General features: G+C 38.4%; 31 protein-coding genes. 8 read left to right on the plus strand and 23 right to left on the minus strand.

Annotated features, from left to right (window positions below; genetic code table 11):
- Nucleotides 1-31: 31 nt before the first annotated feature.
- The 5 genes from ACFX40_RS16385 to ACFX40_RS16405 form a co-directional block, all read right to left on the minus strand.
- A complete protein-coding gene (locus tag ACFX40_RS16385) occupies nucleotides 32-1,930 on the minus strand; it encodes an ABC-F family ATP-binding cassette domain-containing protein (RefSeq protein WP_377255600.1) in 1,899 nt (632 codons plus the stop codon).
- Nucleotides 1,911-2,564 (minus strand): HD domain-containing protein, encoded by a 654-nt coding sequence (locus ACFX40_RS16390; RefSeq protein ID WP_217598766.1) that lies wholly within the window; start codon nucleotides 2,562-2,564, stop codon nucleotides 1,911-1,913. The genes ACFX40_RS16385 and ACFX40_RS16390 overlap by 20 nt, the downstream gene beginning before the upstream one ends.
- Before the next feature lie 124 nt (nucleotides 2,565-2,688).
- The gene (locus ACFX40_RS16395; RefSeq protein WP_025752029.1) at nucleotides 2,689-3,165 is read right to left on the minus strand and encodes a glutathione peroxidase; all 477 of its coding nucleotides are present in this window, start codon (nucleotides 3,163-3,165) and stop codon (nucleotides 2,689-2,691) included.
- Between the two features lie 61 nt (nucleotides 3,166-3,226).
- Entirely contained in the window at nucleotides 3,227-3,745 is a 519-nt protein-coding gene (locus tag ACFX40_RS16400; protein WP_028408806.1) for a hypothetical protein, read from the minus strand.
- A 278-nt stretch (nucleotides 3,746-4,023) separates the two neighbouring features.
- On the minus strand, nucleotides 4,024-5,712 hold the full coding sequence (locus ACFX40_RS16405) for a formate--tetrahydrofolate ligase (RefSeq protein WP_098333309.1): 1,689 nt from the start codon (nucleotides 5,710-5,712) through the stop codon (nucleotides 4,024-4,026).
- A 352-nt stretch (nucleotides 5,713-6,064) separates the two neighbouring features.
- Here ACFX40_RS16405 and metA point away from each other — a divergent pair, with 352 nt between their 5' ends.
- Nucleotides 6,065-6,976: a homoserine O-acetyltransferase MetA gene (metA, locus tag ACFX40_RS16410; protein WP_028408808.1), complete on the plus strand. Its 912-nt coding sequence runs from the start codon at nucleotides 6,065-6,067 to the stop codon at nucleotides 6,974-6,976.
- Nucleotides 6,977-7,190: 214 nt separating this feature from the next.
- Here metA and ACFX40_RS16415 read toward each other — a convergent pair whose 3' ends face one another.
- On the minus strand, nucleotides 7,191-7,919 hold the full coding sequence (locus tag ACFX40_RS16415; RefSeq protein WP_098331593.1) for a hypothetical protein: 729 nt from the start codon (nucleotides 7,917-7,919) through the stop codon (nucleotides 7,191-7,193).
- 103 nt (nucleotides 7,920-8,022) lie between these two features.
- On the opposite strand from ACFX40_RS16415, the gene ACFX40_RS16420 reads away from it, so the two are divergent.
- Entirely contained in the window at nucleotides 8,023-8,268 is a 246-nt protein-coding gene (locus ACFX40_RS16420) for a hypothetical protein (RefSeq protein WP_028408810.1), read from the plus strand.
- A 10-nt stretch (nucleotides 8,269-8,278) separates the two neighbouring features.
- On the opposite strand, the gene ACFX40_RS16425 is transcribed toward ACFX40_RS16420, so the two are convergent.
- The 5 genes from ACFX40_RS16425 to ACFX40_RS16445 form a co-directional block, all read right to left on the minus strand.
- Entirely contained in the window at nucleotides 8,279-8,476 is a 198-nt protein-coding gene (locus ACFX40_RS16425) for a hypothetical protein (RefSeq protein ID WP_028408811.1), read from the minus strand.
- A 345-nt stretch (nucleotides 8,477-8,821) separates the two neighbouring features.
- On the minus strand, nucleotides 8,822-9,073 hold the full coding sequence (locus ACFX40_RS16430) for a hypothetical protein (protein WP_034275938.1): 252 nt from the start codon (nucleotides 9,071-9,073) through the stop codon (nucleotides 8,822-8,824).
- Between the two features lie 21 nt (nucleotides 9,074-9,094).
- Complete coding sequence (locus ACFX40_RS16435) at nucleotides 9,095-9,295, minus strand: hypothetical protein (protein WP_225049698.1); 201 nt, start codon at nucleotides 9,293-9,295, stop codon at nucleotides 9,095-9,097.
- Between the two features lie 640 nt (nucleotides 9,296-9,935).
- Nucleotides 9,936-10,124, minus strand: a complete 189-nt coding sequence (locus ACFX40_RS16440; RefSeq protein WP_014460480.1) for a hypothetical protein — start codon at nucleotides 10,122-10,124, stop codon at nucleotides 9,936-9,938.
- 84 nt (nucleotides 10,125-10,208) lie between these two features.
- Nucleotides 10,209-10,619 (minus strand): hypothetical protein, encoded by a 411-nt coding sequence (locus ACFX40_RS16445; protein ID WP_028408813.1) that lies wholly within the window; start codon nucleotides 10,617-10,619, stop codon nucleotides 10,209-10,211.
- 160 nt (nucleotides 10,620-10,779) lie between these two features.
- Here ACFX40_RS16445 and ACFX40_RS16450 point away from each other — a divergent pair, with 160 nt between their 5' ends.
- Nucleotides 10,780-11,511, plus strand: coding sequence for a polysaccharide deacetylase family protein (locus ACFX40_RS16450; RefSeq protein ID WP_098249908.1), 732 nt, complete (start codon nucleotides 10,780-10,782; stop codon nucleotides 11,509-11,511).
- Nucleotides 11,512-11,975: 464 nt separating this feature from the next.
- Nucleotides 11,976-12,140: a hypothetical protein gene (locus ACFX40_RS16455; protein WP_013056680.1), complete on the plus strand. Its 165-nt coding sequence runs from the start codon at nucleotides 11,976-11,978 to the stop codon at nucleotides 12,138-12,140.
- 123 nt (nucleotides 12,141-12,263) lie between these two features.
- On the opposite strand, the gene ACFX40_RS16460 is transcribed toward ACFX40_RS16455, so the two are convergent.
- Together ACFX40_RS16460 and ACFX40_RS16465 are read right to left on the minus strand one after the other, a co-directional pair.
- Entirely contained in the window at nucleotides 12,264-12,959 is a 696-nt protein-coding gene (locus ACFX40_RS16460) for a peptidoglycan-binding protein (RefSeq protein WP_028408815.1), read from the minus strand.
- Nucleotides 12,960-13,081: 122 nt separating this feature from the next.
- Nucleotides 13,082-13,831 carry a Cof-type HAD-IIB family hydrolase gene (locus ACFX40_RS16465; protein ID WP_028408816.1) on the minus strand — a complete coding sequence of 250 codons (750 nt, stop codon included), beginning with the start codon at nucleotides 13,829-13,831 and terminating at the stop codon, nucleotides 13,082-13,084.
- A gap of 245 nt (nucleotides 13,832-14,076) precedes the next feature.
- Between ACFX40_RS16465 and ACFX40_RS16470 the strand changes: the two genes are divergently transcribed.
- Entirely contained in the window at nucleotides 14,077-14,919 is an 843-nt protein-coding gene (locus tag ACFX40_RS16470) for a sulfurtransferase (RefSeq protein ID WP_377255604.1), read from the plus strand.
- Nucleotides 14,920-14,994: 75 nt separating this feature from the next.
- On the opposite strand, the gene ACFX40_RS16475 is transcribed toward ACFX40_RS16470, so the two are convergent.
- The 4 genes from ACFX40_RS16475 to ACFX40_RS16490 form a co-directional block, all read right to left on the minus strand.
- Nucleotides 14,995-15,639, minus strand: coding sequence for a FusB/FusC family EF-G-binding protein (locus ACFX40_RS16475; RefSeq protein WP_263034269.1), 645 nt, complete (start codon nucleotides 15,637-15,639; stop codon nucleotides 14,995-14,997).
- 135 nt (nucleotides 15,640-15,774) lie between these two features.
- Nucleotides 15,775-16,044: a CD3324 family protein gene (locus tag ACFX40_RS16480; protein ID WP_377255607.1), complete on the minus strand. Its 270-nt coding sequence runs from the start codon at nucleotides 16,042-16,044 to the stop codon at nucleotides 15,775-15,777.
- Between the two features lie 376 nt (nucleotides 16,045-16,420).
- Nucleotides 16,421-16,549 (minus strand): YuzL family protein, encoded by a 129-nt coding sequence (locus ACFX40_RS16485; RefSeq protein ID WP_013056674.1) that lies wholly within the window; start codon nucleotides 16,547-16,549, stop codon nucleotides 16,421-16,423.
- Between the two features lie 65 nt (nucleotides 16,550-16,614).
- Complete coding sequence (locus tag ACFX40_RS16490) at nucleotides 16,615-17,295, minus strand: class I SAM-dependent methyltransferase (protein WP_263034270.1); 681 nt, start codon at nucleotides 17,293-17,295, stop codon at nucleotides 16,615-16,617.
- A gap of 104 nt (nucleotides 17,296-17,399) precedes the next feature.
- Here ACFX40_RS16490 and ACFX40_RS16495 point away from each other — a divergent pair, with 104 nt between their 5' ends.
- Nucleotides 17,400-17,624 carry a DUF3892 domain-containing protein gene (locus ACFX40_RS16495; protein ID WP_013056672.1) on the plus strand — a complete coding sequence of 75 codons (225 nt, stop codon included), beginning with the start codon at nucleotides 17,400-17,402 and terminating at the stop codon, nucleotides 17,622-17,624.
- A gap of 12 nt (nucleotides 17,625-17,636) precedes the next feature.
- Nucleotides 17,637-17,783, plus strand: coding sequence for a hypothetical protein (locus ACFX40_RS16500; protein WP_013056671.1), 147 nt, complete (start codon nucleotides 17,637-17,639; stop codon nucleotides 17,781-17,783).
- 305 nt (nucleotides 17,784-18,088) lie between these two features.
- On the opposite strand, the gene ACFX40_RS16505 is transcribed toward ACFX40_RS16500, so the two are convergent.
- The 3 genes from ACFX40_RS16505 to ACFX40_RS16515 form a co-directional block, all read right to left on the minus strand.
- Nucleotides 18,089-18,964, minus strand: a complete 876-nt coding sequence (locus ACFX40_RS16505) for a helix-turn-helix domain-containing protein (protein ID WP_014460489.1) — start codon at nucleotides 18,962-18,964, stop codon at nucleotides 18,089-18,091.
- 436 nt (nucleotides 18,965-19,400) lie between these two features.
- Nucleotides 19,401-20,492, minus strand: coding sequence for a bifunctional diaminohydroxyphosphoribosylaminopyrimidine deaminase/5-amino-6-(5-phosphoribosylamino)uracil reductase RibD (ribD, locus tag ACFX40_RS16510; RefSeq protein WP_060747433.1), 1,092 nt, complete (start codon nucleotides 20,490-20,492; stop codon nucleotides 19,401-19,403).
- Nucleotides 20,489-21,232, minus strand: a complete 744-nt coding sequence (locus ACFX40_RS16515) for a GTP cyclohydrolase II (protein WP_013056667.1) — start codon at nucleotides 21,230-21,232, stop codon at nucleotides 20,489-20,491. Before ACFX40_RS16515 ends, ribD begins: the two co-directional genes overlap by 4 nt.
- A 362-nt stretch (nucleotides 21,233-21,594) precedes the next feature.
- Between ACFX40_RS16515 and ACFX40_RS16520 the strand changes: the two genes are divergently transcribed.
- Nucleotides 21,595-21,918 (plus strand): winged helix-turn-helix transcriptional regulator, encoded by a 324-nt coding sequence (locus ACFX40_RS16520; RefSeq protein ID WP_028408823.1) that lies wholly within the window; start codon nucleotides 21,595-21,597, stop codon nucleotides 21,916-21,918.
- A 118-nt stretch (nucleotides 21,919-22,036) separates the two neighbouring features.
- Here ACFX40_RS16520 and ACFX40_RS16525 read toward each other — a convergent pair whose 3' ends face one another.
- The 3 genes from ACFX40_RS16525 to zwf form a co-directional block, all read right to left on the minus strand.
- Nucleotides 22,037-23,245 carry an MFS transporter gene (locus ACFX40_RS16525; RefSeq protein ID WP_028408824.1) on the minus strand — a complete coding sequence of 403 codons (1,209 nt, stop codon included), beginning with the start codon at nucleotides 23,243-23,245 and terminating at the stop codon, nucleotides 22,037-22,039.
- Between the two features lie 335 nt (nucleotides 23,246-23,580).
- Nucleotides 23,581-24,636, minus strand: a complete 1,056-nt coding sequence (locus ACFX40_RS16530; RefSeq protein ID WP_028408825.1) for a tartrate dehydrogenase — start codon at nucleotides 24,634-24,636, stop codon at nucleotides 23,581-23,583.
- A 149-nt stretch (nucleotides 24,637-24,785) separates the two neighbouring features.
- Complete coding sequence (zwf, locus tag ACFX40_RS16535; RefSeq protein ID WP_176524094.1) at nucleotides 24,786-26,285, minus strand: glucose-6-phosphate dehydrogenase; 1,500 nt, start codon at nucleotides 26,283-26,285, stop codon at nucleotides 24,786-24,788.
- Nucleotides 26,286-26,316 lie beyond the last annotated feature (31 nt).

A 26,316-nucleotide genomic window follows, 5' to 3' on the forward strand; every position in this document is an offset into this window, starting at 1 on the left:
CATGTGCTTTATACTCAGTCTAACGACTTGTTTACGCGTTTTCAATTTCTTCAATCAGCTCTGAAAGCTCTGCCCAGCGATCAAGAAGTGCACTTAATTCTTCATTTGCTTTTTCTTGTTCTAACGATAGGTTATGCGCTTTTGTATAATCGCTGCCCACCTGTTCAATTTCACTTGTTAAGCGGTCAATTTCTTCTTCTTTTGCTGCAATATTATCTTCGATTTCTTCCCATTCTTTTTGTTCTTTATACGTTAAGCGACGCTTTTTTGTTTTCTCCGGCTGTTTTGGCTTTTCTTCTTTCACTTTAGCCTGCTGAACCATTGCCTGCTTCTTCTTCATCGCTTCTTCCAATTGATCTGTATAAGCGCCAAAATAAATCGAAATGTTTCCTTCTCCTTCAAAAACTAGTAAGTAATCTGCTACTTTATCCAAGAAATAGCGATCATGCGATACAGTGATAACAACACCTGGAAATTCTTCGAGGTAGTCTTCAAGCACCGTTAGCGTTTGAGTATCCAAATCATTAGTCGGCTCATCTAGAAGCAAAACATTTGGCGATGTCATTAATAATTTCAATAAGTATAAACGACGGCGCTCTCCCCCGGACAATTTTTGAATCGGTGTTCCGTGCGTATGTGAAGGAAATAGAAATCTCTCAAGCATTTGCGACGCAGAGATCATCTTCCCATCCGTCGTATGCACAACTTCTGCCGATTCTTTAATATAATCAAGCATGCGTTGATTCAAGTCCATATCATCGCTTTCTTGGGTATAGTAAGCAACTTTAACCGTTTGTCCTCTGTCAATTTCACCGCTGTCCGGCTCAATGCGTCCTGCAATCATATTCAACAGGGTAGACTTTCCGCTTCCATTTTTCCCGACAATTCCAATTCGATCTTGTTTTTTTACGATGTGCGTAAAATCTGAAAGAATGATTTTATTTTCATACGTCTTAGACACATCTTTTAATTCAAACACTTTTTTCCCAAGGCGACTGCCTGCTAAACTTAAATCCAGTGATTCTTTTTCAGAGGAATCGATTTTCCCTTCTAATTCATCAAATCGCTGAATACGCGCTTTTTGCTTAGTCGTACGCGCTTTTGCTCCTCTGCGAATCCAAGCCAATTCATTGCGGTATAAGTTGCTTAATTTTGCTTGAGTTGCTTTTTCCTGCTCTTCTCGAATCGCTTTTCCTTCTAGAAAAGCAGCATAGTTTCCTTTATAGCTATATAAATTTCCACCGTCTAATTCAAAAATCCGGTTTGTAACAGCATCCAAGAAATAGCGATCATGAGTAACAAGCAGCACGGCTCCTTGATATTTGGATAAATATTCTTCGAGCCATTTAACGGTCTCATAATCTAAGTGGTTAGTCGGCTCATCTAAGATCAGTAAATCAGGTGTTTGAATTAGGCTTTGCGCAATGGAGACGCGCTTTTTCTGTCCACCTGAAAGCTCACCAATTTTTGCACTCATATTTGAAATTCCAAGCTTCGTCAAAATTGACTGTGCGTTAGAATTGGCTTCCCACGCGTTCATCGCATCCATTTTCTGCTGTAAATCATACAATGTTTGCTGATTTTTTTCGTTTGCAGAGTCTTGCTCTAACGCATACAGAGCTAGCTCATAGTTTTTTAATAAGTTAAGAAGAGGCGTATCTCCGCTGAAAACTTGCTCCAGAACCGTTAAGTCTTCATCAAAATCCGGATGCTGCGGTAAATATGTCACGCTGTAGTCTTTAGCATGAACAATATCTCCTTCGTCTCCGATCTCTAAACCTGCGATAATTTTAAGAAGCGTTGATTTCCCTGTTCCGTTTACACCGATTAAGCCGATTCGCTCATTTTCCGTAATGGTAAATGTTAGTTGATGAAACAGCTCTTTTTCTCCATACGTTTTTGTTAAGTTTTCAACAGTCAGCATTTTCATAATGATAATTCCACTCTTTCTTAAATTGAACTAAAAATTCTTTCATATATGTATGTCGCTCTTGCGCTAGAGACCGTGCTGTTTGAGTATTCATTAACGCAGTGAGCTTTAATAACTTTTCATAAAAATGTGCAATAGCCGTTGATTTCCCGTGTCTGTATTCTTCTTCCGTCATCTCACTTCGTACAGCAATGTTTTCATCATACAAAGCCGTGCCTTTAGCACCTGCATACATAAACGTACGTGCGATACCAATTGCACCGATCGCATCTAAACGATCTGCATCTTGAACAATTTGACCTTCAAGCGTAGCCATAGTCGGACGGTTTCCGCCTTTAAATGACATCGTTTGTAAAATGTGAACGATATGCTTGCAGTTCTCTTCTTCTACCTGATGACTCTTCAGCCACTCCCACACTTCTTCGTACGCCTTTTCAACATCTTCGACTAGCTTATCATCTACAACATCGTGTAAAAGTGCGGCTAGTTCGATAACTTCCCGATTGCCGCCTTCTTTTTTATATAAAAGCACTGCATTCCGACGCACGCGATCGATATGCTGCCAGTCATGACCCGTTGTGTCATGCGCAAGCTTTGCTTGAACCCACTTTTCCGTTTCCACTATTTTATTCATTTGCTCACCTCAATTATATCCACCATTATTTTAGCACAAAGTGAGGCGCTCGTCTCACTGACAGCGGATCACCGTTTGAAAACCCTTGCTTAAAAATAAAAAACAGATGGAGATCCACCTGCTTTTACAGCAATTCTTTTATATCTTTTTGAATATCTTTTGGTGCAGTTTGAGGTGCGTATCTCTTCACGACTTCACCTTGACGATTCACTAAAAACTTTGTGAAATTCCACTTTATCCCTTTGGAACCTAGTAGGCCCGGTGCTTGTTCTGTTAAGTATGTAAATAACGGGTGTGCATGCTCCCCTTTTACATCTACTTTTGCAAACATCGGAAACGAAACGCCATAGTTTAACTCGCAAAATTGTTCAATATCATTTGAACTTCCTGGCTCTTGACCACCGAACTGATTGCAAGGAAAACCTAGAACCGTTAGACCGTTTTCTTTTTCTTCTTCATACAGCGCCTGCAAATCTTTATATTGAGGGGTGAAGCCGCACTTGCTAGCTGTATTCACAATCAACAGCACGTCACCTTGATAGTTAGATAGCGATACGTCTTCGTCTTTAATTGTTTTTGCCGAGTATTCATACACGCTCATCAAAACGCCTCCTTTTCCCTATTGTAATTCACTTTATTTCGGAAGTACAACTGAAACGCTCTTATGATTTGTCGTAAAGAACCTTTAGCTGGTCAGTCGTTTGCAGCATGTAATCAATCATCTCGATTAAATCTCCTACTTGGTCTTCGTAAATAAATCGGTTAAAGGTTACCTCAATATTGTTTTCGTATTCGCTTCCTCCGATTTCATGAGTAATACGCTGCTTCACAACTCTTGTTGTTCCCCAGATCCGCTCACACATTTCCTGTATGTTTTGAAACTCAGCTTCTTCAAACGGTTTTTGTTTTTTTAGCTGAAAATGAATATAAACTGTACACCCTGGTTTTTCTACACGGGAAGGCGTTAATTCGGCATGAATGTTGTCTAAGTCGGTTGATAAAGTTAGCGACGCGGTACAGCAAAAATGCTGTTGAAAAGAAATACGGTACGTTCGAGTAAACTGAGCTAAGTCTACAAAATCTTCGCGATTCGTAACAGATACTTGCCCAGATAAGTCAAGATCATAGATCTCTCCTTCTACAACAACTTTTAAATTATCAAATACAATCGGATCAAACATTTCAACTACTTCCTTTTTTATAAAATACAAACAGTCAGCTCTTCTTCTTTCTTGCCAAATTAATTCATAACATACCTGTTATTTTGTTTTATATTACAAGAAAGAGATTGAGACACAACTAAGTCCACCCAATTTACATCTAGAAGCCACTACACCCATGAAACTTCTTTTTACCATAGCTATGAAAAAATCCGAACGAGTTTGATTCTTCATCAAGAATCTTGCTTCATCGTTCGGATTTTCCTTCAACTAAAATACTCTTACCCCAGCCTCTTCTCTTAAAAAATCCCTAGTGCATGTCCATTCTCGTCAATATCCATATTGAGCGCAGCAGGTTTTTTTGGAAGGCCAGGCATTGTCATAATTGAACCTGTTAGCGCCACGAGAAACCCAGCTCCGAGTGAAGGACGGAATTCCCTTACCGTAATCTTAAAATCAGTTGGTCGCCCAAGCTTCGTCTGATCATCACTTAACGAATACTGCGTTTTGGCCATACAGATCGGCAGATGATCCCAACCGTTTGCTTCAAATTGCTGTATTTGCTTTAACGCTTTTGGAGCAAAATCTACGCCTTGTGCTCCGTATACAGTTCTAGCAATAGCTTCTACTTTTTCTGGAATCGAAGCCGACACATCGTAAAGAGGAGAAAACTGACTTTCTGTCTCGTTCATGACTTCAAGAATTTTTTCAGCAAGCATGACGCCGCCTTCTCCGCCTTTTTCCCATACTTCTGTTAAAGCAACGGGAACATTCTTTGAAGCACACCAATTCATAAGCGCTTCTACTTCACCTTTTGAGTCCGTCACAAAACGGTTCACGGCTACAACGTAAGGAACGCCGAATGCCTGAATCGTTTCAATATGCTTTTCCAGATTTTCAATTCCCGCTTCTAAAGCCTCAATGTTTTCTTCATTTAAACGCTCTTTAGGAACGCCCCCATGCATTTTCAAAGCGCGAATTGTTGCAACGATTACCACCGTTTCTGGTTTAATATCTGCCATACGAGCTTTGATATTCAGGAATTTTTCCGCCCCCAAATCTGCCCCGAATCCCGCTTCTGTTACTACATAGTCGCCTAGTTTTGCAGCCATTTTTGTGGCAATGACGCTATTGCAGCCGTGGGCAATATTAGCAAAAGGACCTCCGTGAATGAGGGCTGGAGTATGTTCCAACGTCTGTACAAGGTTTGGTTTAATCGCATCTTTTAAAAGAAGAGTAAGCGCTCCTTGTGCACCTAAGTCTGCAACCGTTACAGGCTCATTGTCCATATTATAAGCTACCACAATAGACGCTAAGCGACGCTTCAAGTCTTGTAAATCTGACGCTAAGCAGAAAATAGCCATAATTTCTGATGCCACCGTAATATCAAATCCATCTTCTCGAGGAACACCCTGCATCGGACCACCTAATCCAATGACGACCTGACGCAGCGCGCGGTCGTTCAAATCAACCACTCGTTTCCACGTGATTTTACGTGTATCAATACGCAATTCATTGCCTTGATGTATATGGTTATCTAAAATAGCCGCCAGCGCGTTGTTAGCTGTTGTGATGGCATGCAGGTCTCCAGTAAAGTGTAAGTTAATATCCTCCATTGGAAGCACTTGAGCATAACCGCCGCCAGCGGCACCTCCTTTAATTCCCATTACCGGACCAAGAGATGGTTCACGCATGGCGACAATCGCTTTTTTACCTAATCTATGTAATGCCTGAGCTAAGCCGACCGTCACTGTCGACTTCCCTTCTCCTGCTGGAGTTGGATTAATAGCTGTAACTAAAATCACTTTTCCATCTTGTTTTGTGTGTAAACGTTCCATAACGGACAAAGAAAGCTTGGCTTTATAATGTCCGTACGGCTCTAGCTCGGCCTCTAAAATATCCAGCTGCTCGGCAATCTCTTTAATCGGTTTAATGGTTGCCTCTTGTGCAATTTGCAAATCACTTTTTATTTGCTTCTTAGTTGTCATATAAAAACCCCTTTTCTGCTGAGAATTCTTTTCAAACACTTCATCAAAAAAGGATAAAATCCATTTTCTGGGGGAGATATGAAGTTTAATGAATACAGGAACGACTGCGCTGTAAATTTCACTGAGTTTCAGTCAAGCAAAAAAAAGCATAGCGACGCTCCAGTTTAACCTTATTGTACCATTTCATTTTAGCCATTACGCATATTAATGCTCTTTTTTTTCAAAATTCAATTGCTTAATATTCTGTATATTCCTATAATAGTATATTGTACATAAATGTTGAACCTCATTTTCACGTGAGAAAGAACATTTATACGCGTCATTACTTCGAAATCGAATAGGAGGAATTTTATTGCCTATTAATATTCCACGTGATCTTCCGGCAAAAGAAATTTTAGAAAAAGAGAGAATTTTCATTATGGACGACGTACGCGCGGTTAACCAAGAAATTCGCCCGCTTAATATTGTTATCCTAAACTTAATGCCGGAAAAAGAAAAAGCTGAAACGCAATTATTACGTTTACTCGGGAACTCGCCGCTGCAAGTGCATATTACACTTCTTTACACAGCAAGTCATAAAGCCAAAACAACGAGTAAAAATCACCTAGATCAGTTTTATAAAACGTTTGAACAAATTAAAGAACGAAAATATGACGGAATGATTATTACAGGAGCACCTGTAGAACATATACCATTTGAAGAAGTAAACTACTGGAAAGAACTTCAAGAAATTATGGATTGGTGTAAAACAAATGTGACTTCTACCCTTCATATCTGTTGGGGAGCTCAAGCTGGACTTTATCATCACTTTGGCATTGACAAGCGACCTCTTTCTGATAAATGCACGGGTGTATTTACGCATGTTGTATCGAGTGAAGAACCGATTAAGCTGCTGCGAGGATTTGATGATGTCTTTTATTCTCCTCATTCTCGTCATACCGACGTCGACATGAATGAAGTAAAAAACCATCCTGACCTTGAGCTTCTTTCCTACTCTGAAGAAGCTGGTGTTTATATGGCGATGTCTAAAGATGAAAAGTTTGTTTTCATTACAGGACACCCAGAATACGACGTTCAAACACTGCAAGAAGAATTTCTTCGAGATACAGAAAAAGGGCTAGAACCAAAGCTTCCGGAACACTATTTCCCAAACAATGATCCTGACAAAAATCCTTTAAAAACATGGCGTTCTCATGCCAACCTGCTGTTTATGAATTGGTTGAACTATTATGTTTACCAAGAGACTCCTTATCTGTGGGAATGAAAGAACCGATCTGTCCCAGTATTCAATTAAATTACGCATGCTCTTTTTTGTGTTAAAACTGCAGCAAATGAGAAATAAAATAGAAAACCTGCTGCTCGTTTAGAGCAGCAGGTTTTCTATTACTAATTCTTCTTCATTCCGCAATTAAAGCTTTCTTTCAGAAATTCAGCATCAACAACACGGCTTTTGAGATCCAACACTCACATACTATTGCTCATTCTCCCTTTTCATCTTCATTTAGTTTTGTTTCATCCATTTCCTTCGTTTGTTCTTCTACCATTGTGTCCAGCCACTGGGGTGGCTTACCGTCTTGGCTTTCATTGTATACTTCTGATATATCTTTTTCTTCCAAAGAGGATAAGATGTCATGAATGTCATTTTGATTGCCTAAAATATTGCCAAATCCTTGACTCACTTTTTTATGACTTCTGAAGTTTGTCGGAAAGTTATTACCAAAATTCACAGCTGAAGCATCTTCAATTGTGCCAATGTGGATGTCACCTATGCTAAAAGTTGATTCTAGAGCTTGATCAGGCTCCCTCATTTCTTCCATATGGGTTAGTGTATAAGGGACACTTCTTTCATTAATTTTAACTGATATTTCAGAAGGACCCTTTTCTTTATTTTTTGCTTTATTATTCTGACTACCCGATTTTCGATTGACATCAGAGTCATTTTTTATTTTTTTACCTTTCTTTCCTGGCGCTTGATATTGATTCGTTTGCGAAGGAAAAGTATTACCAATATTCAACGTTCCACTAAGTTCTTTTACATCAATGTGCTCTAAATAATAAGACAGTTCGTCCAAGTTTAGTGTTTGAACGTTCTTTATATCTAAATGAAAAGAATGGACCGTTTTTTTTGAAAGTTCATTCATGTTTTTTTCTAAATCTGTAAGCCTTTTTTCAATGTTTTGGAGTATATTCAGCACCTTTTCATCCATAGAGTTTGACCCCTTATTTGATTTAACACTTTTAGCCCATCTACAACATATAATAGTGTATTAGATGACTTCTATTAATGTCTCATATGTATCGGGAGGAATTATGAAAATACATCTTCGTTCTCCTCAGATCGTTTTTGATGATCTCACCGTAAATGCGGTTAAAAACAACGCAGGAGTTTTTATAGGGAAGAATGTGCAACAAAATTGGGAAACTACGATCAGCAGCAGTAATTCAGGTTTTGGAACAATTTTGGGAGATGATAATCAGCTATCCTATAACACACATCTTGTTCTTGGTGAAGATGATATAAATGATTCTTTTGAACAGGTCAGAAAGGAGGATTGACTCTACGTTTTTATTCATCATTCTTTTTAGGGATTTTTGCAATGGTGGTATTATTTAAAATTTTATTAGAATCACCAACTACTTTTCCGAAACCATCAGAAATTCGACTTTTATGATTCCACTTATATTGAATATTAACGCCGTAAAATAGGCCTGAACTATTTTGAATTTTATTTACTTTAATCGAATGATAGTGAATATTAGCCATAGACAACACCTCACAGACAGAAGTTTGCTTCATCACATTCAATATAAAACTGAAAATACATTATCTTATGTCTAAACTCTTATCTGTTTACCTCAAATTGAACGTCTCTTTAATCATTTGAGCTTTTACGTCTTTTCTATGATACTTACTCCATTTACGATAAAAGTATTCCTGTCATTACCTTTTAGTCTATGTTAATAGCTGCGATTACATCCTAAAATAAGCTAGCAAAAAACCATCTGTATAAAAGATGGTTTAACTCTATTACTAATCTATTCTCGCCACTCTGACAGAATAATTAATAGAGTGCTTAAACGGGTATTTGCAGAACCCGTTTTTCCTCATTTAACTTTGTGTAACAGGGGCGTTGTTGACATCTATATTTTCAGAAAAATAGGAATCAACGACGTCATTATCGTTAATGATATTTACAATTTGAGAGGCAAAGTTATTATAGCCGATTATTTCACCAAAACCTGTATTACTTTTCCAATTTACTTGCCAATCTGATTGAGTATTTTCCCCTGTGAAAATACCAGAATTAGTAGAAATATACGTAACATTAAGATTAGTAAATTTTATAATCAACTTTTTCAACTTCTTTCATCTTCTTTTTCCCTAGAATTGAGAAACTGGCTGAGGATTAATATTTTCCGGCTGGGTAATTGGAATGTCACAAACATCTTGATCATTAATGATATTCGTACTGCCCAGTATAGCTGAATTTACAGAAAATCCGTTTCCTAAGTTAAATTTACCTTGGGAATTCCAATCTGGCTGGCTATTTTGACCCGAAGCAATTACTGAATTGGAAACCATACTTACCACATTTATTTGGTTGAAAATGACGGAAACAGGCATTAGTCAATTCCTCCGTTTTCTAAAATTTTAATGTAGTATATGCTTCCTTCTAAAGTATGGTTCAATCGATTTTCTGCAATCAAAAATGTTAGTTAGGTCTTACAATTATTCATTATACCTACTCTTCTTACAAATCGTTTTACACTGCCCTTAATCAGCAAGCCTGAAGGGAGGAATTTATTGATTATCCTTAAGAAAAAAAGTATTTAGTTATCTTTGTGCACAGCTATGTTTTTCTTTTTAATTTGCATTTAGAACATAGTTTTATCAAATAAATAAAGGGATTTAGACATAACAAAATCGATCTACAGACAAACAAACGAGATAAATGGTCTAGTATGGATCGCTTGTTTCACCACTGTTGATTTCCGTACAAGACGTTGCTTTCCGCGGGCGGCCGATGAGCCTCCTCGCCGCTGCTGCTCCTGCAGGGTCTCACCTCTTCCGCTTTTCCCCCAGAAGTCTTCACCCTACCCTCCAATCAACAGCTAGAAGCACCTACATACAGCCTACGTTCACCCTACCAATGAAAAAATCCGAACGCGTTTGATTCTCCATCAAGAATCAAACGCGTTCGGATTTTTTTGTCCCAGCTTTTTTAAAGTTCTTTAATATATTCAATCACCGAATCTGGAAATTCGTTTCGAATTCCGCAATTCCCACAGTAAAATCCGCTATATTCGTCTGTCGCAACGTACTGTCTTAGAAGAAACAATGTTAACCTGTTTGGGAGACCGCATTCTGTGCAAAACGCCAGGTATTTGCTGCGCTGTCTGTTTGCTGACATACGTTTCATCCTTTCGATTAACTATAGAAAGCGTTTTCTTATTTATATGGAGCTTTCTTATTAGTTTATGACAGCAATTACGGTCTACCTCCAATTATTGTCGCGACGAGAAGGGCGGAATAAACGCAGAATTAAATTAATTATAAGCACAATAGCTAAAATGTTAATTAACAACCCAAAAATCCCGCCCAGTGCACCCATATGACCAAGCAAACCGCCAAATAACATCCCTGCTAGACCGCCATAAAGCAGTCCACGAGCGAACCCTCCTCGTTTTGAACGGGTAACCCCTCGATTTACAGTTCCATTTCTGCGGTTTGAAAAATTAGACCTCGGCTCATTTTGCCTAACACTTGGCTGTCTATTAAACGACCGCTTCCCTGACCGGTACGACCTTGCACTTACGTTATAGTCATCGTGATAGGAAATATATTCAGCTAAGGGAGATAAACTTAGCGAAAAAATCAATGCTACGGCAATCATTATTTTTTTCATCTGCTTTTTCCTTTCTTCACCTAATAGTAACTGTTTATTATAGTGCGCTGTTTCATGCATATCATACGTTTTGACACAAAAGGGAAATTCAGCTTCATACAAAATTTTTAATCGGGTATCATAACGTTATACTTTGCCCTAGAAAGGAGCGTGCATGTACATGATACGAAGAATTAGCATACTGCTTTTCACACTGTGCTTCTTATTTAATGGAGCCCTTGCTGCACTATGTAAAGCGGAACAAGTAAAAAATGTAGAAGTGCGTGACCGTTTGCTTTATCAAGGTAATAACCAACTAAAGCAAACCGCCCTAACATTTGATGATGGACCGGATCCTCGCTTTACTCCACATGTATTGGATCAGTTGAAAAAGCATGGTATTAAAGCAACCTTTTTTCTTATCGGGGCAAAAGCTCACGAACATCCTGAGCTGGTGAAAAGAATGGTAGCTGAAGGTCATGCCGTTGGGATTCATACCTATTGGCACCCCAATTTACTAAAAGAATCTACTGAAAAGTTTCACTGGGAAATTGCCAAAACTCAGGCTATTATTAAAAACATTACCGGTTTTGAAACGCAGCTGTTTCGTCCTCCGTATGGAAATTTAACACAAGAAATGATCAACGAGCTGCCAAATGAAAATGTCTATGCGATTAACTGGTCTTCTGACTCATTGGACTGGAAGCAAATCCCGGAAACGGAAATTACCAATAATGTATTTAAGAACATGCACGCCGGAACAATTGTTTTGATGCACGACGGCGGCCATTGGACCATGGACCTTTCCAACACCGCAAAGTCACTGGATACCATCATTCCTAGACTTAAGCAAGAAGGATATCATTTTGTGACCGTCCCAGAACTTTTGCACATCCCCTATCCAAAAAATTAAGCGCCAAAGAGTTTCTGATTTAGAAACTCTTTGGCGCTTTACGATTTCCATTGATAGAAAGTAAATATGCCTCTCCTACAAAAAGAGCGTGTCAAAAGATCTAATCCAAATCCATCTTAAAACTCAAAAATATGTCTTATTTCTTCAAAACGTTATCATACTAAAGATACAAAAAGAGGCATTCTTTTTTTGTTCCATCGCTCTACAATAGAGGGAATTTACGGATAACCTCTAAAATAGGTTTTAAGTTGCATGATTAGGAGTAAATATTACTATAACTACTCTCATATTTTTAGACAAGCTGCATATAGATAAAATGAGAGAGTCGAACGTATTCCACATATCCCTAAATTTCTTCTTCATACAAAAAAATTGACGAACTTTTTTTGTCAACAGGTGCGTATAGATATGATAGAATTCCTATATAATGACCTGGATTCATTTCTAAACAAGGAGTTTTGACTATGATTAATGAACAAGAGACGTTGTTATTTATTAAAGAACTTGGCCGCTTGTTGAAAGACTATCAAAACTGTTCAAACGCCTCTGTAAAAAGTGAAATATATAAAGATATCGTGTTGTTGAGCAATGTTATCCAGTTAGATCACGTGAACGTTTCTTACGCTTAGAAAATCTTTTTTATTTCTTTATAAATTTCAGTTTTTCTACTATAACTACAGAAAAGGAAGAAAGGAGACGATTTCCATCCATCTCTTTTCTTCCTTTTCTCGTTATCGGTTTTTTATGGTTATTTAGAACATAGTTTTATTAAAATTATTGTAGAGTTTTTCGAGTGTCTTCGGTCCAACTATTCCATCTACCTGCAGATAAAGTGCTTGTTGAAAATCTTTTACCGCTTTGAAAGTGGAAGACCCGAATATACCGTCTGCGCCTCCAAAAAGAGAATAACCTAAGTGAATAAGCATACGCTGAATTAACTGTACGTGATTTCCTCGATCTCCGTATTTAATTAACATGCTTGAAGCCTTTGGCGTCTGTGTTTTAGGTACTTTTCCACTTCGAAGCTCCGACAAAGATAAACCGAATGTATATTGAAAATGAGGGTAATCTTTTAAGCTTGTCCAATCTCCTCCCCATTCCAACCCAATCCTTTTTCCTATCTCTCCCGCTTTGTTCCATCTTCGATCAATGGTCCAGTCAACTTTTCCGTCGTTATCAAGCAGCGCAATGTCAAAAGCTAGTCCATAGTTATGATAAGAATAGCCGCCTTTGGCATTAGTCACAATACTTCCTGGTGTTGTTCGGCCTTGTGAATATAGTCTGTGCTGATGCTCTATCGATCTAAATCCTTCAGTGATACTAACAAATATGCTTTCTTTATATGCTTGCCCAATGAGATCGTACGCTTTTTCTTGCACTATTTCATGTACATCTTGCAACTTATTTTCTGCTTTTTGTAACAGCTTGTCTAATGATAAATCACTCATACTCCCCACTCCTTAACTAGATGGCTTCTCCTTATATATACGTATAAGACGAACTCTAAGGGAGGCATCCAGTATCAGTTTATGCGGGAAGCAGTTAAGTGGTGCAACATGTAGAGCTGCTGTTATTTCAGCACCCAGTGGCTGATAGCCTTCGCTACTCCGTTATTGACATTTGTATCTGTCACCCAGTCCGCTGCTTCTTTTACAGCTTCCTGAGCATTTCCCATGGCAATTCCACATCCTGCCGCTTCAATCATAGCCATATCGTTTAAGCTGTCTCCCATAGCAATGACTTCATCCATTGAAATGCCCAAACGTTCACATACGGTCATAATCCCTTTTGCTTTATTGATACCAAGTGCATTAATTTCTAGATTCGTTAAACTAGAGTTGCTAATTTCAAAATCTGAAATGCCTGCTATTTGTTTCAGCACTTCTTCTCGTAAAGCATCATCTGGAATATCGTAGCCAAACTTCAGCCATTCCTGTGAGGCAATATCTTCTGGAAATTCGTCTCTCCACACTTTATCCGTAGTCACAGCCCAAAAGTTAAGCTTATGCTCTTGCGTTAAATTCCACATCTTCTCGATGGAAGAAGCATCAATTAACTTTCGTTCTACAAGCTCTCCAGATTCATCCCAAATTTCACTTCCGTTCACTGTAATAAGGTAAGAAGATAGCTGTAGAGACTGCGCATATTCACGGCATGTTAAAAGAGATCGCCCCGTGCTGAGCACCACATGAACACCTTGTTCTTGGGCTTTAGCAATGGCCTGACGATTTTCTGTAGAAATTTCTTGCTGATTGTTCAGCAGCGTTCCATCCATATCTAGTGCGATCAGTTTAAATTCTTTTTTTTCATTTGTTTGCATCTTTCTCTCTCCTTCTCATCAATAGTAGGTATGACATTACGCTGAGCATTTGACTTACACTATGTAACTCTTATTATAACTGTAGCACAGGAGCATTTCGCTCTGCATCAGATAAGCGTTAAAATGGTCAATTATTCTATGGGGAATAATTGAAGGAAAACAAAATGGCTTTGCCGTAATTTATATATAACGCTTTTCATTTTTAGTTATTTCAACTAGAATTTTGGTAAAAGGATGTGAATGTTATGAATACTATTATTTCACCAGCTGACTTACATACTGCATTACAGCAACCCCAACACTCCATTGTGTTGCTTGACTGCCGATTTACCCTTGGGAATTCTGAGGCAGGCGCAAGCGCTTATCAAAATGAGCACCTCCCGGATGCTCATTATTTGGATTTAGAAAAAGATCTGTCTTCTGTGGCTACTTTGCACGGAGGAAGACACCCGCTGCCTGACGTTCAAAAGCTAGCTCAGAAGCTGGGCAATTTAGGAATTAATGTTGATTCAAAAGTCGTCGTTTATGATGAACAAAACGGAATGATGGCTTCAAGAGCATGGTGGCTACTGCGATATATAGGAATTGAAGACGTACAAATTTTAAATGGAGGTTTTAATAACTGGAAGCAATCGGGATATGAAACAACGAAGAACGTACCAGAAGGTTCTCCTCAAACGTTTGTACCTTTCGTGCAACAAGATTGGGGACTTGCAGGAGTTGAATACGTAAAAGAGAATCTTCATAACCCTAATGTTGTTCTTATCGACTCTCGTGAAAAAAAGAGATATCTCGGCTTAGAGGAACCCATTGATCCTGTAGCAGGACATATCCCAGGCGCCATTCATTCTTTCTGGCAAGATGTGTTAACTTCAGAAGGTTTATGGAAAACAGATAAAGAGTGGAAGGAAATGTTTTCAGCTATTGATTCTCACGCTGAAATCATTGTATACTGCGGATCGGGTGTATCTGCTTGCCCTAACGTTTTAGCTTTAAAATCAGCAGGTTTTCCAAATGTAAAATTATATGCCGGCAGCTGGAGCGATTGGATTAGCTATCGTGACAATCCAATCGAGAAAAACAGATAGACAAAGAAGGCTCAGTCTCACCAAAAGTATAGAGGCTGAACCTTCTCTTTTTGTATTCTTCTTATTAGGCGCATGTTATTTACTAAGCCTTAACATAAAATCATGAAGCCGCTCTAAGGTAAGCAAATTTTGATTACATGCTTCGCTATCTTGACAAATATAATTTCCTCGTTGTGTAAATGTCCCTTGAACAGTTCCTTTGATTTCAGCAGTGAACATACCGACTTCCTCGTAGCTGTGGCAGAGCGTGCATATTCCCTTCTGATTGATAGGTTTAAACGTTCCTTGAATACCTTTTAACTTCTGGGTATCCGGATCCTGCGCTACGATAAACTTTCTGTTTGAGCCTTTATCGATCCAGCTGACATAGGAAATGCTCGTTAGATCAATGCTGTCAGCAGACGGAACTTTTAACTTTTTCACTTTTGGAAATAGCTTTTTCACGCCAGCTTCCGTAAAAGATTTAAATGGAATCACGTAAGGATTTATCGTTTCTAAAAACACCTCTGCTTGCTCTTTATTTCTAACTTCAGCAACTGACAGCAGCACTTCTTCTTGTTCCTCGCTAAGCACATCAAACACATTTAATACTTTTTCTTTTGCAAGAGCTTTTAAAGCCTGCAGCACATCGGAATTGTTTACTGTTCCATGCCCATTGATAAGGATTTGCGTTTGGCTTTTGATAAAATTATATTGATCATTTCTTATAAACGCTTCCACGTTCTTCACTCCTTCTTCATTTAATCAGCTACTTTTTACTTTACAGTACGGATTCCTTTTACGAAATGTAAAAAATAAATCAGAAATAAACTATACCTAAAAAAGCGCGGGCATTCAGTTGCCAGCGCTTGATTTCTACCGTTGCTTTTTATATACAATTTTTTTGATGGTTTCGGTTGATAAAAAGTATTCACGGGCTAGTTCCTCAATTGAAGTTCCTTTTTTAAACAAATTCCTAATCCGTTCGTTTCGCTCGTCAATCAACTTTCTTCCACCAGAGCAAGTTCCCCATTTTCTTTTTGCCTTCTGCGGCTTTGGAATATAAATGGTTTCTCCTTGAATGTATTTTTGAATTTCACTAATCAGCTCTTCAGGTAAAATATTTGTTGCTTTTACATACGTCATTTCTGCCAGCTCCTTATGTGGTTTTGCTTATACAATAAGGGGCAAAGCCGTATATATTAGAAATGAGATATGCGCGGTTAGGCGATGTTCTATTACTAAACCGTCCACCCCATGCAAAGTATCGCCTTTCTAATATCAGGCTTTGCATGAGACGCTGCAGTATCCGGTAAACATCTTTTATTTACCATTTATTACACCTCCACTTTACATCGACTGTAAACCAAGCTTGTAGAAAATTACAATTATTGGCTCAAATTTTATTATAAGCTATCTATATTCTTGCACACAACACCTTCTTATTTATAAAGCTGACACCAAAAATAAAACGAACTTGCAGAGAGCTCGTTGTTCTCCCTGCAAGTTCGTTTTATTTTTGTTATGAACGCTTCTGCTTTTTGTTAGCTGAACTGCTTTGAACACCTTGTTCAGAAGTGGTCGTCCCTTGTCCTTCTACATTTGGTGAACCCAGCTCTGATTTTGAGCGGTCTTTTTTAATTTTACTCATGTCACTCACCTCCAGTTTGTAGTGTACCCTTTGTACAGCTACATATAAGGAGAGGTGTGCTGATTTTATTGTTTCTTAAGCATAAATAGCCATAGAAACGTTAAGGCTTGCTTTAATTCATTTGGGAGCTGTCCAATCAGCTTATCTGGAACATTTCGCTTATATACACCTTCGCCATCGATTACTTCCCATCCATTTTCTTTTGCAAGCTGTTCAAACTCCCACGGCATTATCGTGTTGCAAATAACGTCTTCACCATATAGTCTTTGAAAACTATTGGTACGAGGCTGAGCAGTTGGTCCAAGAATACCTACACATGCGTATCCTCCTGTTTTTACAACTCGGTGCAATTCCTTCAAAGCTAATCGCGGGTGCTCCGTCCATTCTAGGGCGTTGATTACCATAACCCCTTCTACTGATTCAGAAGACAGCGGAAGCTGCATAATATCAGCTTGAGCGAACGACAAATTTTCACTTTTATGCAGCTGGGATGCTTTTTGAATCATTTCTTCCGATAAATCAAGACCGACTGCTTTATATCCAGAAGCAGCTAGAAGAGACGTTCCAAACCCATCACCGCAGCCCACGTCTGCCACTATACCACCTGATTTAAGATGTTTTTGAATAAATGGAATCACTGTTTTCCGACTTCCGTTTTTCCACATCTCTTCACTTCGGCTATTCCAAAATGAGACTTTTTGATTCCATTCGTCTTGAGCTTGATCATGCCAATTAAATGTTGTCATTTTTTATCCCCTTTGCACTCTTTTCTTTACCTTATCACTTTTTATAATGAATAAAAACGACTATTTCAGCAACCATATAGATGTAAAGGAAGGTGTTTATTTGTATGAAAGAACGTTTCGTTGCAGTACGTAAAAATGCAGACGGCGACCTCTTAGAATTCCAAACGGCTTCAGGAGACGTTTTAACCTATGAAGAAGCGTTAAAGAAAGTAGAAGCCGGGGACGTTGAGCATGTGAGTACCTTTGTAGGGAAAGACGGCGGTACGTATATTCGCAGCATTCCTGACCATGACAAAACAAATAATCTCGATGCATTGCCATCGTTTTAAAGGAGAATGAAGATGACTAAAAAGAATAACAAAGGAAGCGCTAATCAAAGTAACCCAAAAACGCAGCACCATCTTGTTGAAATGGGTGAAGAAATTTCAAGCGGAGATAATTCAAAAGGAAACAAACGCAACAAAGATCAGTCAAGTAAAACACAATAAGAAAAAGCCGTGCTAAGAAGCACGGCTTTTTCTTATTAATGTTGGCTAGGAAGACCTAATGTTGAAAAATCTCCTGTTGCTACGCTTGTTCCAACTGAAGCAACACCTGCTACTAATGTAAATGCTAATGCCATACCGACTAATACTTTTTTCATAATTATTTCCTCCTCTTTCTTTGATTTGACTCTAGTGTATCACAGGATAAAAGTAGATGAATTCCTTTCTATCAGCATTTATCGCCTTAAAACCATGGATTTTCTCCATTTTGATAGAAATTTCTCAAAAATTATAATGATAGGAATATTTTAAACAAATAGAGCTTCAAGTTCTTTTTCTACTAGCTTGACGAATCGCTCATTTCGTTGCAGGGTGAAAATGGTCATAGACTTTTCCATATATTCTTTACCTTGTTCAATTTTACCTAATTTGATTAAGCTCTCTCCTGCTTGGTAATGAAGTTCTCCAAATAAATACATTGATTCGTTACTAATGCACAAATCGATTCCTCGATTGCTATATATTAATGATTCATCATAGTTACTCATATCTCCAAGCGTTTTGGCAAGTGCATTTAAAATTCTAATTTTTATATTTTCGTCTTTTGTTTGGGGCAGCTCATTTAAGCTTTTGAGTGCTGTTTGATATGTATCTAGAGCCTGTTCATACTCTTTCTCTTCATAAAGAATAATCCCAATGCTATTTAAAATTTCAATTTCTCTTTCTTTATAAAACGTTGCCGATTGCTTAGTAAGCTCGATCGCTTGGTACATTTTAGACAGCGCATCTTCTTTGTTGTGATGAATGTAATACACGCAAATCCCTTCGTGCCACATTAAAAATTGCTTGTTCAGCGGGTTTTGAAACAGAGGACTTTCTTTTTCTTTTACAATGATATTATGAATAGCATCATAATCTCTCTGACGAATATATTGACGAATTAACGATTGAACCGCATCTACGTAATCAAGTCGAGGTGATTCTACACTATCAAAAAAGTAGTTAACATCTACGCCAAGGCGCTTAGAAATTTTATAGAGGGTAATGCTTGATGGATATTCTTCACCGTTTTCAATTTTGCTGATTTGCGCTTGTGTACAAATGTCTCTTGATAATTCTTGTTGTGTCAACCCTGCCATTTTGCGAAGGTCTCTCATAACACTCCCAATTCTATACTCTCTCATCTCTTTTCTCACCCTTACTTTCACATAATATATTCTCTCTATAAACATATAGTGCTTTTATTTAGATAGTCAACTGTAAACACGTTAAAAATTTATACGATGTTTCGAAATTGACCATTCCCTATAATAGCAAATTAATCTATAAGAGTAAAATAGTGTATGATTCCTCTTCTCTAAAAAATCCCCTAAAAAAAACGTGATTGAGACATAACTACATCAATCCAATCTAAAGACGAACAAATAGGATAAATAATCTGGACTACTTGTCACACCGCCGTTGATTTTCGTGCAAGACTTCGCTTCGCCCTCCAATCAACCGCTAAAAGCATCTGCATCCATGAAACCTCTGTTCACCATAACAGCAAAAAATCCGAACGATAAATCGTTCGGATCTTCCTTCAACTAACATATTTTTGTTCCATTCTCATTCACATTTTTATTTATAAACAGGATATCCAACAAATTTAAAGTCTTTGCCGATTGACGTCACAGAAAGACGCTCCACGTCCACTGCGTCCCACATTTTCTCTACGCCTTTTCCTTCTAGGAAAGTAGGAGCTTCTTTTCCTCCTGAAAGCTTTGGAGCCATATACAGCACCAATTTATCAATTAAACGATTTTCCACGAATGCGGCATTCACTTCGCCCCCTCCTTCAATTAAAAGAGACGACACAAATTTCTCACCTAGTATAGAAAGCATGTCTTCAAGATTTACTTTGTCCTCACCGCTTGTAACAAATACTTCGACGCCTTGCTTTTCGAGCTGTTCTTTTTTTTCTTTTGAATAGCCCTGACTTGCAAATACCCACGTTGGAGCTAAAGAATCCGTTGCTAGCTTAGATTCAAGCGGCATGCGCAGCTTTGAATCCATCACAATACGAATTGGACTGCGGCCGCCTTCAATGCGAGTTGTCAGCTCTGGGTTGTCCTTAATGACCGTATTCACCCCTACTAAGATACCCGCTGTTTCATGACGCAGCTGATGTACATCCAAACGAGCTTCCTCAGACGTAATCCACTTGCTGTGAGAAGAAGCAGTTGCTATTTTACCGTCTAACGTAATCGCTGACTTTAATGAAACAAACGGCTTCTTCGTTACAATATACTTATTGAAGACCTCATTCATTTGACGTGACTCTTCTTCACATACACCTGTTATGACCTCAATGCCTGCGTTTTCTAAAATTTTAACTCCATTACCTGCTACTAAAGGATTGGGGTCTAAAGTTGCTATGATCACTTTTTTTACACCGGCTTCAACTAGCGCTTCAGCACAAGGACCCGTACGTCCGTGGTGTGAACAAGGCTCTAGCGTTACGTAAGCAGTTGCCCCTTTTGCTTGTTCGCCAGCCATTCGCAGCGCGTGAATTTCAGCGTGCGGTTCGCCAGCTTTTAAATGCGTCCCAATTCCAACGATTCGATTATCGTTTACAATGACCGATCCTACAAGCGGATTTGGCTCTGTTTGTCCTTTTGTTGCTTTTGCGTTTTGTAAAGCTATATTCATATAAAATTCGTGATTGATCAAAGAAGAACCTCCTCTTTTAAGTGTCCTGAACGTTTAACTTTAGTATCTAAATACTTTTCATTAAACTGAGATACATCTCCCCAAAGTGGAACGCGCCCTGATAAAAGTGCGCCGTTTTTCTCAAGCGCGATTAGCTTTTTCGGATTATTGGTAATCAGCGTAACCGGTTTTTGGCGCAGCACTTTTAACACGCTGATGGCATCACTATAGCTGCGAGTATCATCTTCAAATCCTAACCCTTCATTCGCTTCTACCGTATCAAATCCGTTTTCTTGAAGAACGTATGCCATTGCTTTGCTGAATAGGCCAATACCGCGCCCTTCATGATTTGCTAAATAAAATAGCGCTCCGCTTCCATTTTCGACGATCATTTTCATCGATTGTTTTAATTGAAAACCGCAGTCGCAGCGTTTGCTTCCGAATATATCTCCCGTATGGCAGATACTGTGCATACGAATGAGTGCCTCATGCGATTCTTGAAAATCTCCGTACACAAGAACACTCGATTGCTGCATGTCAGCTAAATTAGCTCCTTGCATTTTTTCAATAAGCTCTTCCGTACTTAAAGATCCTTCTTTTACATTATCAGAACGCAGCCATGAATACCAACTAAATACTTGTGTCTCACCATCTAGATTCACAGGAAGCGTGATAGGTCCTACTATATAAATAAAATGATCATCATTTTTTACTACGTTAATTTTATCTTTTAAAATTGAAACAACTTTTTCGTTAATCACAGTCATTTCCTCCTCTAATGTGTCTTTCACTTATCTACTATTTTCACATTTTGCTCAATCTCTCACATGAACAACTATTTTTTCTAGCACTTCACTACATTTATCTTTTTTAATTGATGTATCAGCTTACTAAAAGTAAGTAACTTTACTTGCTTAAAGTATTATATGACGATAAATTTATCTTGTAAAGCTTTTATGTTCTATTTGTTACTTTTAGTAATTAACTTCCTTAATTATATGAATTATATAATTAAAACGTAAAAACGTAAAGTAATTTATGTTCTTTAAGTAATTAAATTACACAACACTAGATAAAATGCTGACTTTGTTTTATAATATAGGAAGAGAATGGAGGTAATAACATGGACGGTTTAGCACTCTGCCCGCGTTTTGAAAAGGCTGTTACTATACTAACGAAACGTTGGACGAGTTTGATCATTTTTCAGCTGCTTTCCGGATCACAGCGGTTTTCTCAAATGCAAGAAGCACTTCCAGTAAGCGGAAGGCTCTTATCCGAGCGCTTAAAAGAACTAGAGCATGAAGGAATCGTCATTCGTACGGTTATTCCGGAAACTCCAGTTCGAATCGAGTATTCATTATCCAACAAAGGATTAGCACTAGCGCCGGTAATTCAGGAAATTCAGACATGGTCCAGTGAGTGGATTACAAAAGAAGAAGTGGAATAAAAGAAATCTCTAAAAAAATCAGGAGGGCTTCTATATCGATATGCTCACAGCCGTTTTCTTTAGAGCTCTATAAATAAAAAAGGCATGCTCCCCTTGAGCACGCCTTTTTTTATTTATGTTATTTTCCTAATGATTCATTTTGAGAAATAATGCGCTGTTTCTGGCTTTTTCGGCCGTGCAATACAAGGTATACTGCTATAGCTAAAAGAGCAACAACAGAACAGAATACATACATTCCTTTATACCCGGCTGCCGTGGATAAAATGCCTAATAAAAAGGACCCTAAACCCATTCCAGAGTCAAAAAACACAAAAAACGTAGCTGTGGCGACACCTCGGCGATGAGGAGAAGCTTTTTTTACAGCAATGGATTGAAAACTTGATGTAATCGTTCCAAAGCCTAATCCAATCAATGCTCCAGCTAATAAAAACACCCAGCTTGTCGTCGCTTGGCTAAGCAAAAAGATACCGATGGCTAAAGATAAAATGGACGGATATACCACGCTGTTTTCTCCGTATTGATCAAACCATTTTCCAGTAAAAGGTCTAGAAGCTAATAAGCACACCGCGTATACAACAAAGAAAAAGCTTGAAGCTTGCGTAAAGCCCATTTCTTTTGCATAAATAGACACAAACGAAATAACACTTGCATATGAAAAAGCTACCACAAGGCCAGCAACAGAAATAGGCAGCGAACGGTATTCAAAAAACGCCGCAAGACCTTTAGCTGGCTGTATTTCATTTGTTGCAGAAGAAGCTTGCACCTCAGGTACACGAAGTACTAGACTGCATAATACTGCTAAAACAGAAGATACAACCGCAACGGTAAAAACCGCTGTATGACTCAAAGTATTTGTTAACGTTAAGCCTACAAACGGACCTACTACCATCGCTAAGTTCATGAACGTCGCATAGTACCCCATCCCTTCGCCTTTTCTCTGTTCTGGGATTACATTTGCAACGATTGCTCCTGTAGCAGTTGTGCTCATTCCAAAACCAATACCATGAAGCACACGCAGCAGCAGCAGCGCAGATAATGAGTGAATATTCATATATAAAATAGAACCAATTAAAAAGATAAAGACACCTATCAATAGCACTTTCTTTTGTCCTAATGTTGTCATCCACTTACCGGCTAGCGGTCTGAACACAATACCGGACACTAAAAAAATTGTCACAATTAACCCTAGGCTTTGTTTACTTGCATGAAGTTCATCTGTTGCAAACAGCGGCAATGTGACAGTTAACATATAAAAAATGACAAAAACAAAAAAGCTGGTCAATGAGACCGCTAAAAAATCTTTTGTCCATAATTTCGATTTCTGCATGATTTTCCTCCTTTTATTTGTTTATTCGTATCTATTTATTAAAACAAACTAAATCATAGTCTAGAAATAATATGTATACGAATTATCTCAACTCAAACTATTATAGGGTTCATATATGTAAGTGTCAACATGTATTTATCGATTTTGATTTCCGGGCAAGACTTCAATTTCCCCGCAGGAGTCTTCGCCTTGCCCTCCAATCAACCGCTAGAAAGATCTACACACATGAAACCTACGTTTACCACAAAAAAACAAACCATGAATCAAACACTTTGATCAATGGTTCGTTTTTCACTTCGTCTAATATTCTTTTGTCCTAGCCTCTTTTAGAACCTTCACTTCTTTAAATGAGAAATAATTTGATCCGTTACTTCACTAGTAGTTGCGCTGCCTCCCACATCTGGTGTAATGATGCCCGATTCCGTCACTTGTTCAATAACCTCTAACAAATGACTGCCTAATTCTTGTTCACCGAAATGATCCAACATCATTTTAGCCGTCCAAATCTGTCCGATTGGGTTTGCAATGCCTTTTCCGACAATATCAGGAGCAGACCCGTGCACCGGTTCAAACATCGAAGGATATTTTCCGTTCACATTAATATTTGCAGCAGGAGCAACGCCAATACTTCCCATAATAGCAGCTCCGATATCTGTTAAAATATCTCCAAATAAATTACTTGCCACAATTACATCAAAACGACTTGGATTTGTAACGAAAAAAGCCGCCAGCGCATCGATGTGCTGTGAGTCTGTTTCAATATGAGGATAACTCTTTGCAACATCTTGAAACACTTCGTCCCAAAACGGCATGGAATGAACAATTCCATTTGACTTCGTTGCGCTTGTAACTTTCGCTTTTCTTTTAGAAGCTAATTCAAATGCGTAGCGCATCGCTCGTTCTGTTCCTTTTCGAGAAAAAACCGCATTTTGAATAGAAATTTGATCTTCTCCTTGATAAATCCGGCCTCCTACTTCACTGTATTCTCCTTCACTATTTTCACGAACAACAATTAAATCAAAATCTTTTGGGTTCGTTAGTGGAGATGCGATGCCTTTTAACCTCTTGGCTGGACGAATATTAATTACCTGCTGAAATTCTCGACGAATCTTAATGAGCAGCCCCCATAGCGACACGTGATCTGGCACAAGATTTAAATTTCCTACGGCCCCTAAAAAAATTCCGTCAAAATGTTGAAGCTGCTTTAGCCCATCTTCCGGCATCATCTGTCCGTACTTCAAATAATAATCACAGCTCCAAGGAAATTCTGTAAATTCAAATTTAAATCCCCCGTGAAGATCTGCAATCGTATGAAGGACCCTCACCGCCTCCGGCACAACTTCTTTTCCTACTCCATCTCCTGGTATGTTCGCTATTTTTAACGTTTTCATCAAAAATCCCCCTGCGTCTTTTTATATTAATCTCTACACAATACTTCATGCATCTACTCTTTTGATTATACGCAGGGAACATAAGAGCCTCAAGAAAATTCAGAATATACAAAGTATGAAAAAGACACCCCCTAAAAGAGATGTCTTTATTAAATCGGCAAAAACACTCCGGGTGCTTCCCCATGTTCATCGTCATCGAGCCACCATTTAAAGCCTTCTTGTGCAACTAATTTTTGTGCTTCTTCAGGACCTTGTGAGCCGGATGGATATTCATAAAGCGGCAGCATGTCAGCTTCAAATGCATCTAATACAGGCTGCACCCATTGCCAAGATAGCTCTACTTCTTTCCAATGGGCAAAAAATGTGGAGTCCCCGATTAATGCGTCGTAAATAATTCGTTCGTATGCTTCTGGCACACTTTCTTCTTCTCTTGAAAACGTAATACGAACCGGCTCAATAACACCATTTTTTAATGGATTTTTGCTGTTAAGCTGCAAAGCGACGTTTTCGCTTGGACTAATTTCAATAATAAATAAGTTTGGTGCTACTTTGTCATAAGGAGTTTCATACAGACCTTTTAAAGAATCTTTAAATTCTACGACGATGCGAGTTGATTTTTCTTTCATTCGTTTGCCCGTTCGAATATAAAAAGGAACACCTTTCCAAAATGGATTATCAATCCATAAACGTGCTGCCACGAATGTATCATTTTTAGAGTCTGCTTCTACGCCAGGCTCTTCTTTGTATCCTCTAACAGATTTGTGATTGATTTCTCCGCTTCCGTATTGCCCTCGTACAACATCGCGAGCTACTTCTTTCGCTTGAATTTTCCTCAGTGACTCCATTACTTTTTGCTTTTCTTCTAAAATGTTTTCTGAGCAAATTCGTTTTGGAAGATGCATAGCTGTCATCATGAGAACCTGTAGCATATGATTTTGAATCATGTCGCGTATGGCCCCCGTATGATCATAATACCCTGCACGATTTTCAACACCGACTGTTTCACTTGCCGTAATTTGTACGTTCGCAATGTGTTTGTTATTCCACAATGATTGCAGCACAGGGTTCGTAAATTCAAGCGCTTCTAAATTTTGCACCATCGGTTTACCTAAATAATGATCAATTCGATAAATTTCTTCTTCTTTAAACGTGCTGCTTAGCTTCTCATTAAGCTCTCTTGCTGAAACAAGATCATGTCCAAACGGCTTTTCAATCATTAGACGCTTCCAGCCTCCAGTTTGATCTAAGCCGCTTTTTTTTATATGCAAAGCAATTACATCGAAATATTCGGGTGCTACGGACAAATAAAACAAACGATTTCCTTTACTTCCATGAGTTGTTTCTTGCTCATTCACAACCTTTAATAGCTGTTTGTAATCTTCTGTTTTGCTTGCATCTACTGCTTGATAATGAAACAGAGACAAAAAATCTTCCTCATTACTTTCCATTTTCCGTCTCGAAAAATCGTTTACAGATTGCTTTACGCGCTCTTTAAAATCCTCATGAGACATCTGCTCGTACCCCGATCCAATAATAGAAATAGCATCAGGGAGCTTTTTGTCTGTAAATAAATTATAAAGAGCAGGAAAGATTTTTCTTTTTGCTAAATCACCCGTTGCGCCAAATAAAACAAAAGTTAAGGACTCCACTTTTTTTCCTCCCGTCAGGTTGTATGTATGA

Source organism: Priestia sp. YIM B13552, from assembly GCF_042787775.1.
GTDB lineage: Bacteria > Bacillota > Bacilli > Bacillales > Bacillaceae_H > Priestia > Priestia megaterium_E.

Coding starts and splice junctions, on each gene's coding strand:
- ACFX40_RS16385 (WP_377255600.1), bottom strand. CDS start 1,930: ATGAAAATGCTGACTGTTGAAAACTTAACAAAAACGTATGGAGAAAAA.
- ACFX40_RS16390 (WP_217598766.1), bottom strand. CDS start 2,564: ATGAATAAAATAGTGGAAACGGAAAAGTGGGTTCAAGCAAAGCTTGCG.
- ACFX40_RS16395 (WP_025752029.1), bottom strand. CDS start 3,165: ATGAGCGTGTATGAATACTCGGCAAAAACAATTAAAGACGAAGACGTA.
- ACFX40_RS16400 (WP_028408806.1), bottom strand. CDS start 3,745: ATGTTTGATCCGATTGTATTTGATAATTTAAAAGTTGTTGTAGAAGGA.
- ACFX40_RS16405 (WP_098333309.1), bottom strand. CDS start 5,712: ATGACAACTAAGAAGCAAATAAAAAGTGATTTGCAAATTGCACAAGAG.
- ACFX40_RS16415 (WP_098331593.1), bottom strand. CDS start 7,919: ATGGATGAAAAGGTGCTGAATATACTCCAAAACATTGAAAAAAGGCTT.
- ACFX40_RS16420 (WP_028408810.1), top strand. CDS start 8,023: ATGAAAATACATCTTCGTTCTCCTCAGATCGTTTTTGATGATCTCACC.
- ACFX40_RS16425 (WP_028408811.1), bottom strand. CDS start 8,476: ATGGCTAATATTCACTATCATTCGATTAAAGTAAATAAAATTCAAAAT.
- ACFX40_RS16435 (WP_225049698.1), bottom strand. CDS start 9,295: ATGGTTTCCAATTCAGTAATTGCTTCGGGTCAAAATAGCCAGCCAGAT.
- ACFX40_RS16440 (WP_014460480.1), bottom strand. CDS start 10,124: ATGTCAGCAAACAGACAGCGCAGCAAATACCTGGCGTTTTGCACAGAA.
- ACFX40_RS16445 (WP_028408813.1), bottom strand. CDS start 10,619: ATGAAAAAAATAATGATTGCCGTAGCATTGATTTTTTCGCTAAGTTTA.
- ACFX40_RS16450 (WP_098249908.1), top strand. CDS start 10,780: ATGATACGAAGAATTAGCATACTGCTTTTCACACTGTGCTTCTTATTT.
- ACFX40_RS16455 (WP_013056680.1), top strand. CDS start 11,976: ATGATTAATGAACAAGAGACGTTGTTATTTATTAAAGAACTTGGCCGC.
- ACFX40_RS16460 (WP_028408815.1), bottom strand. CDS start 12,959: ATGAGTGATTTATCATTAGACAAGCTGTTACAAAAAGCAGAAAATAAG.
- ACFX40_RS16465 (WP_028408816.1), bottom strand. CDS start 13,831: ATGCAAACAAATGAAAAAAAAGAATTTAAACTGATCGCACTAGATATG.
- ACFX40_RS16470 (WP_377255604.1), top strand. CDS start 14,077: ATGAATACTATTATTTCACCAGCTGACTTACATACTGCATTACAGCAA.
- ACFX40_RS16480 (WP_377255607.1), bottom strand. CDS start 16,044: ATGACGTATGTAAAAGCAACAAATATTTTACCTGAAGAGCTGATTAGT.
- ACFX40_RS16485 (WP_013056674.1), bottom strand. CDS start 16,549: ATGAGTAAAATTAAAAAAGACCGCTCAAAATCAGAGCTGGGTTCACCA.
- ACFX40_RS16490 (WP_263034270.1), bottom strand. CDS start 17,295: ATGACAACATTTAATTGGCATGATCAAGCTCAAGACGAATGGAATCAA.
- ACFX40_RS16495 (WP_013056672.1), top strand. CDS start 17,400: ATGAAAGAACGTTTCGTTGCAGTACGTAAAAATGCAGACGGCGACCTC.
- ACFX40_RS16500 (WP_013056671.1), top strand. CDS start 17,637: ATGACTAAAAAGAATAACAAAGGAAGCGCTAATCAAAGTAACCCAAAA.
- ACFX40_RS16505 (WP_014460489.1), bottom strand. CDS start 18,964: ATGAGAGAGTATAGAATTGGGAGTGTTATGAGAGACCTTCGCAAAATG.
- ACFX40_RS16520 (WP_028408823.1), top strand. CDS start 21,595: ATGGACGGTTTAGCACTCTGCCCGCGTTTTGAAAAGGCTGTTACTATA.
- ACFX40_RS16525 (WP_028408824.1), bottom strand. CDS start 23,245: ATGCAGAAATCGAAATTATGGACAAAAGATTTTTTAGCGGTCTCATTG.
- ACFX40_RS16530 (WP_028408825.1), bottom strand. CDS start 24,636: ATGAAAACGTTAAAAATAGCGAACATACCAGGAGATGGAGTAGGAAAA.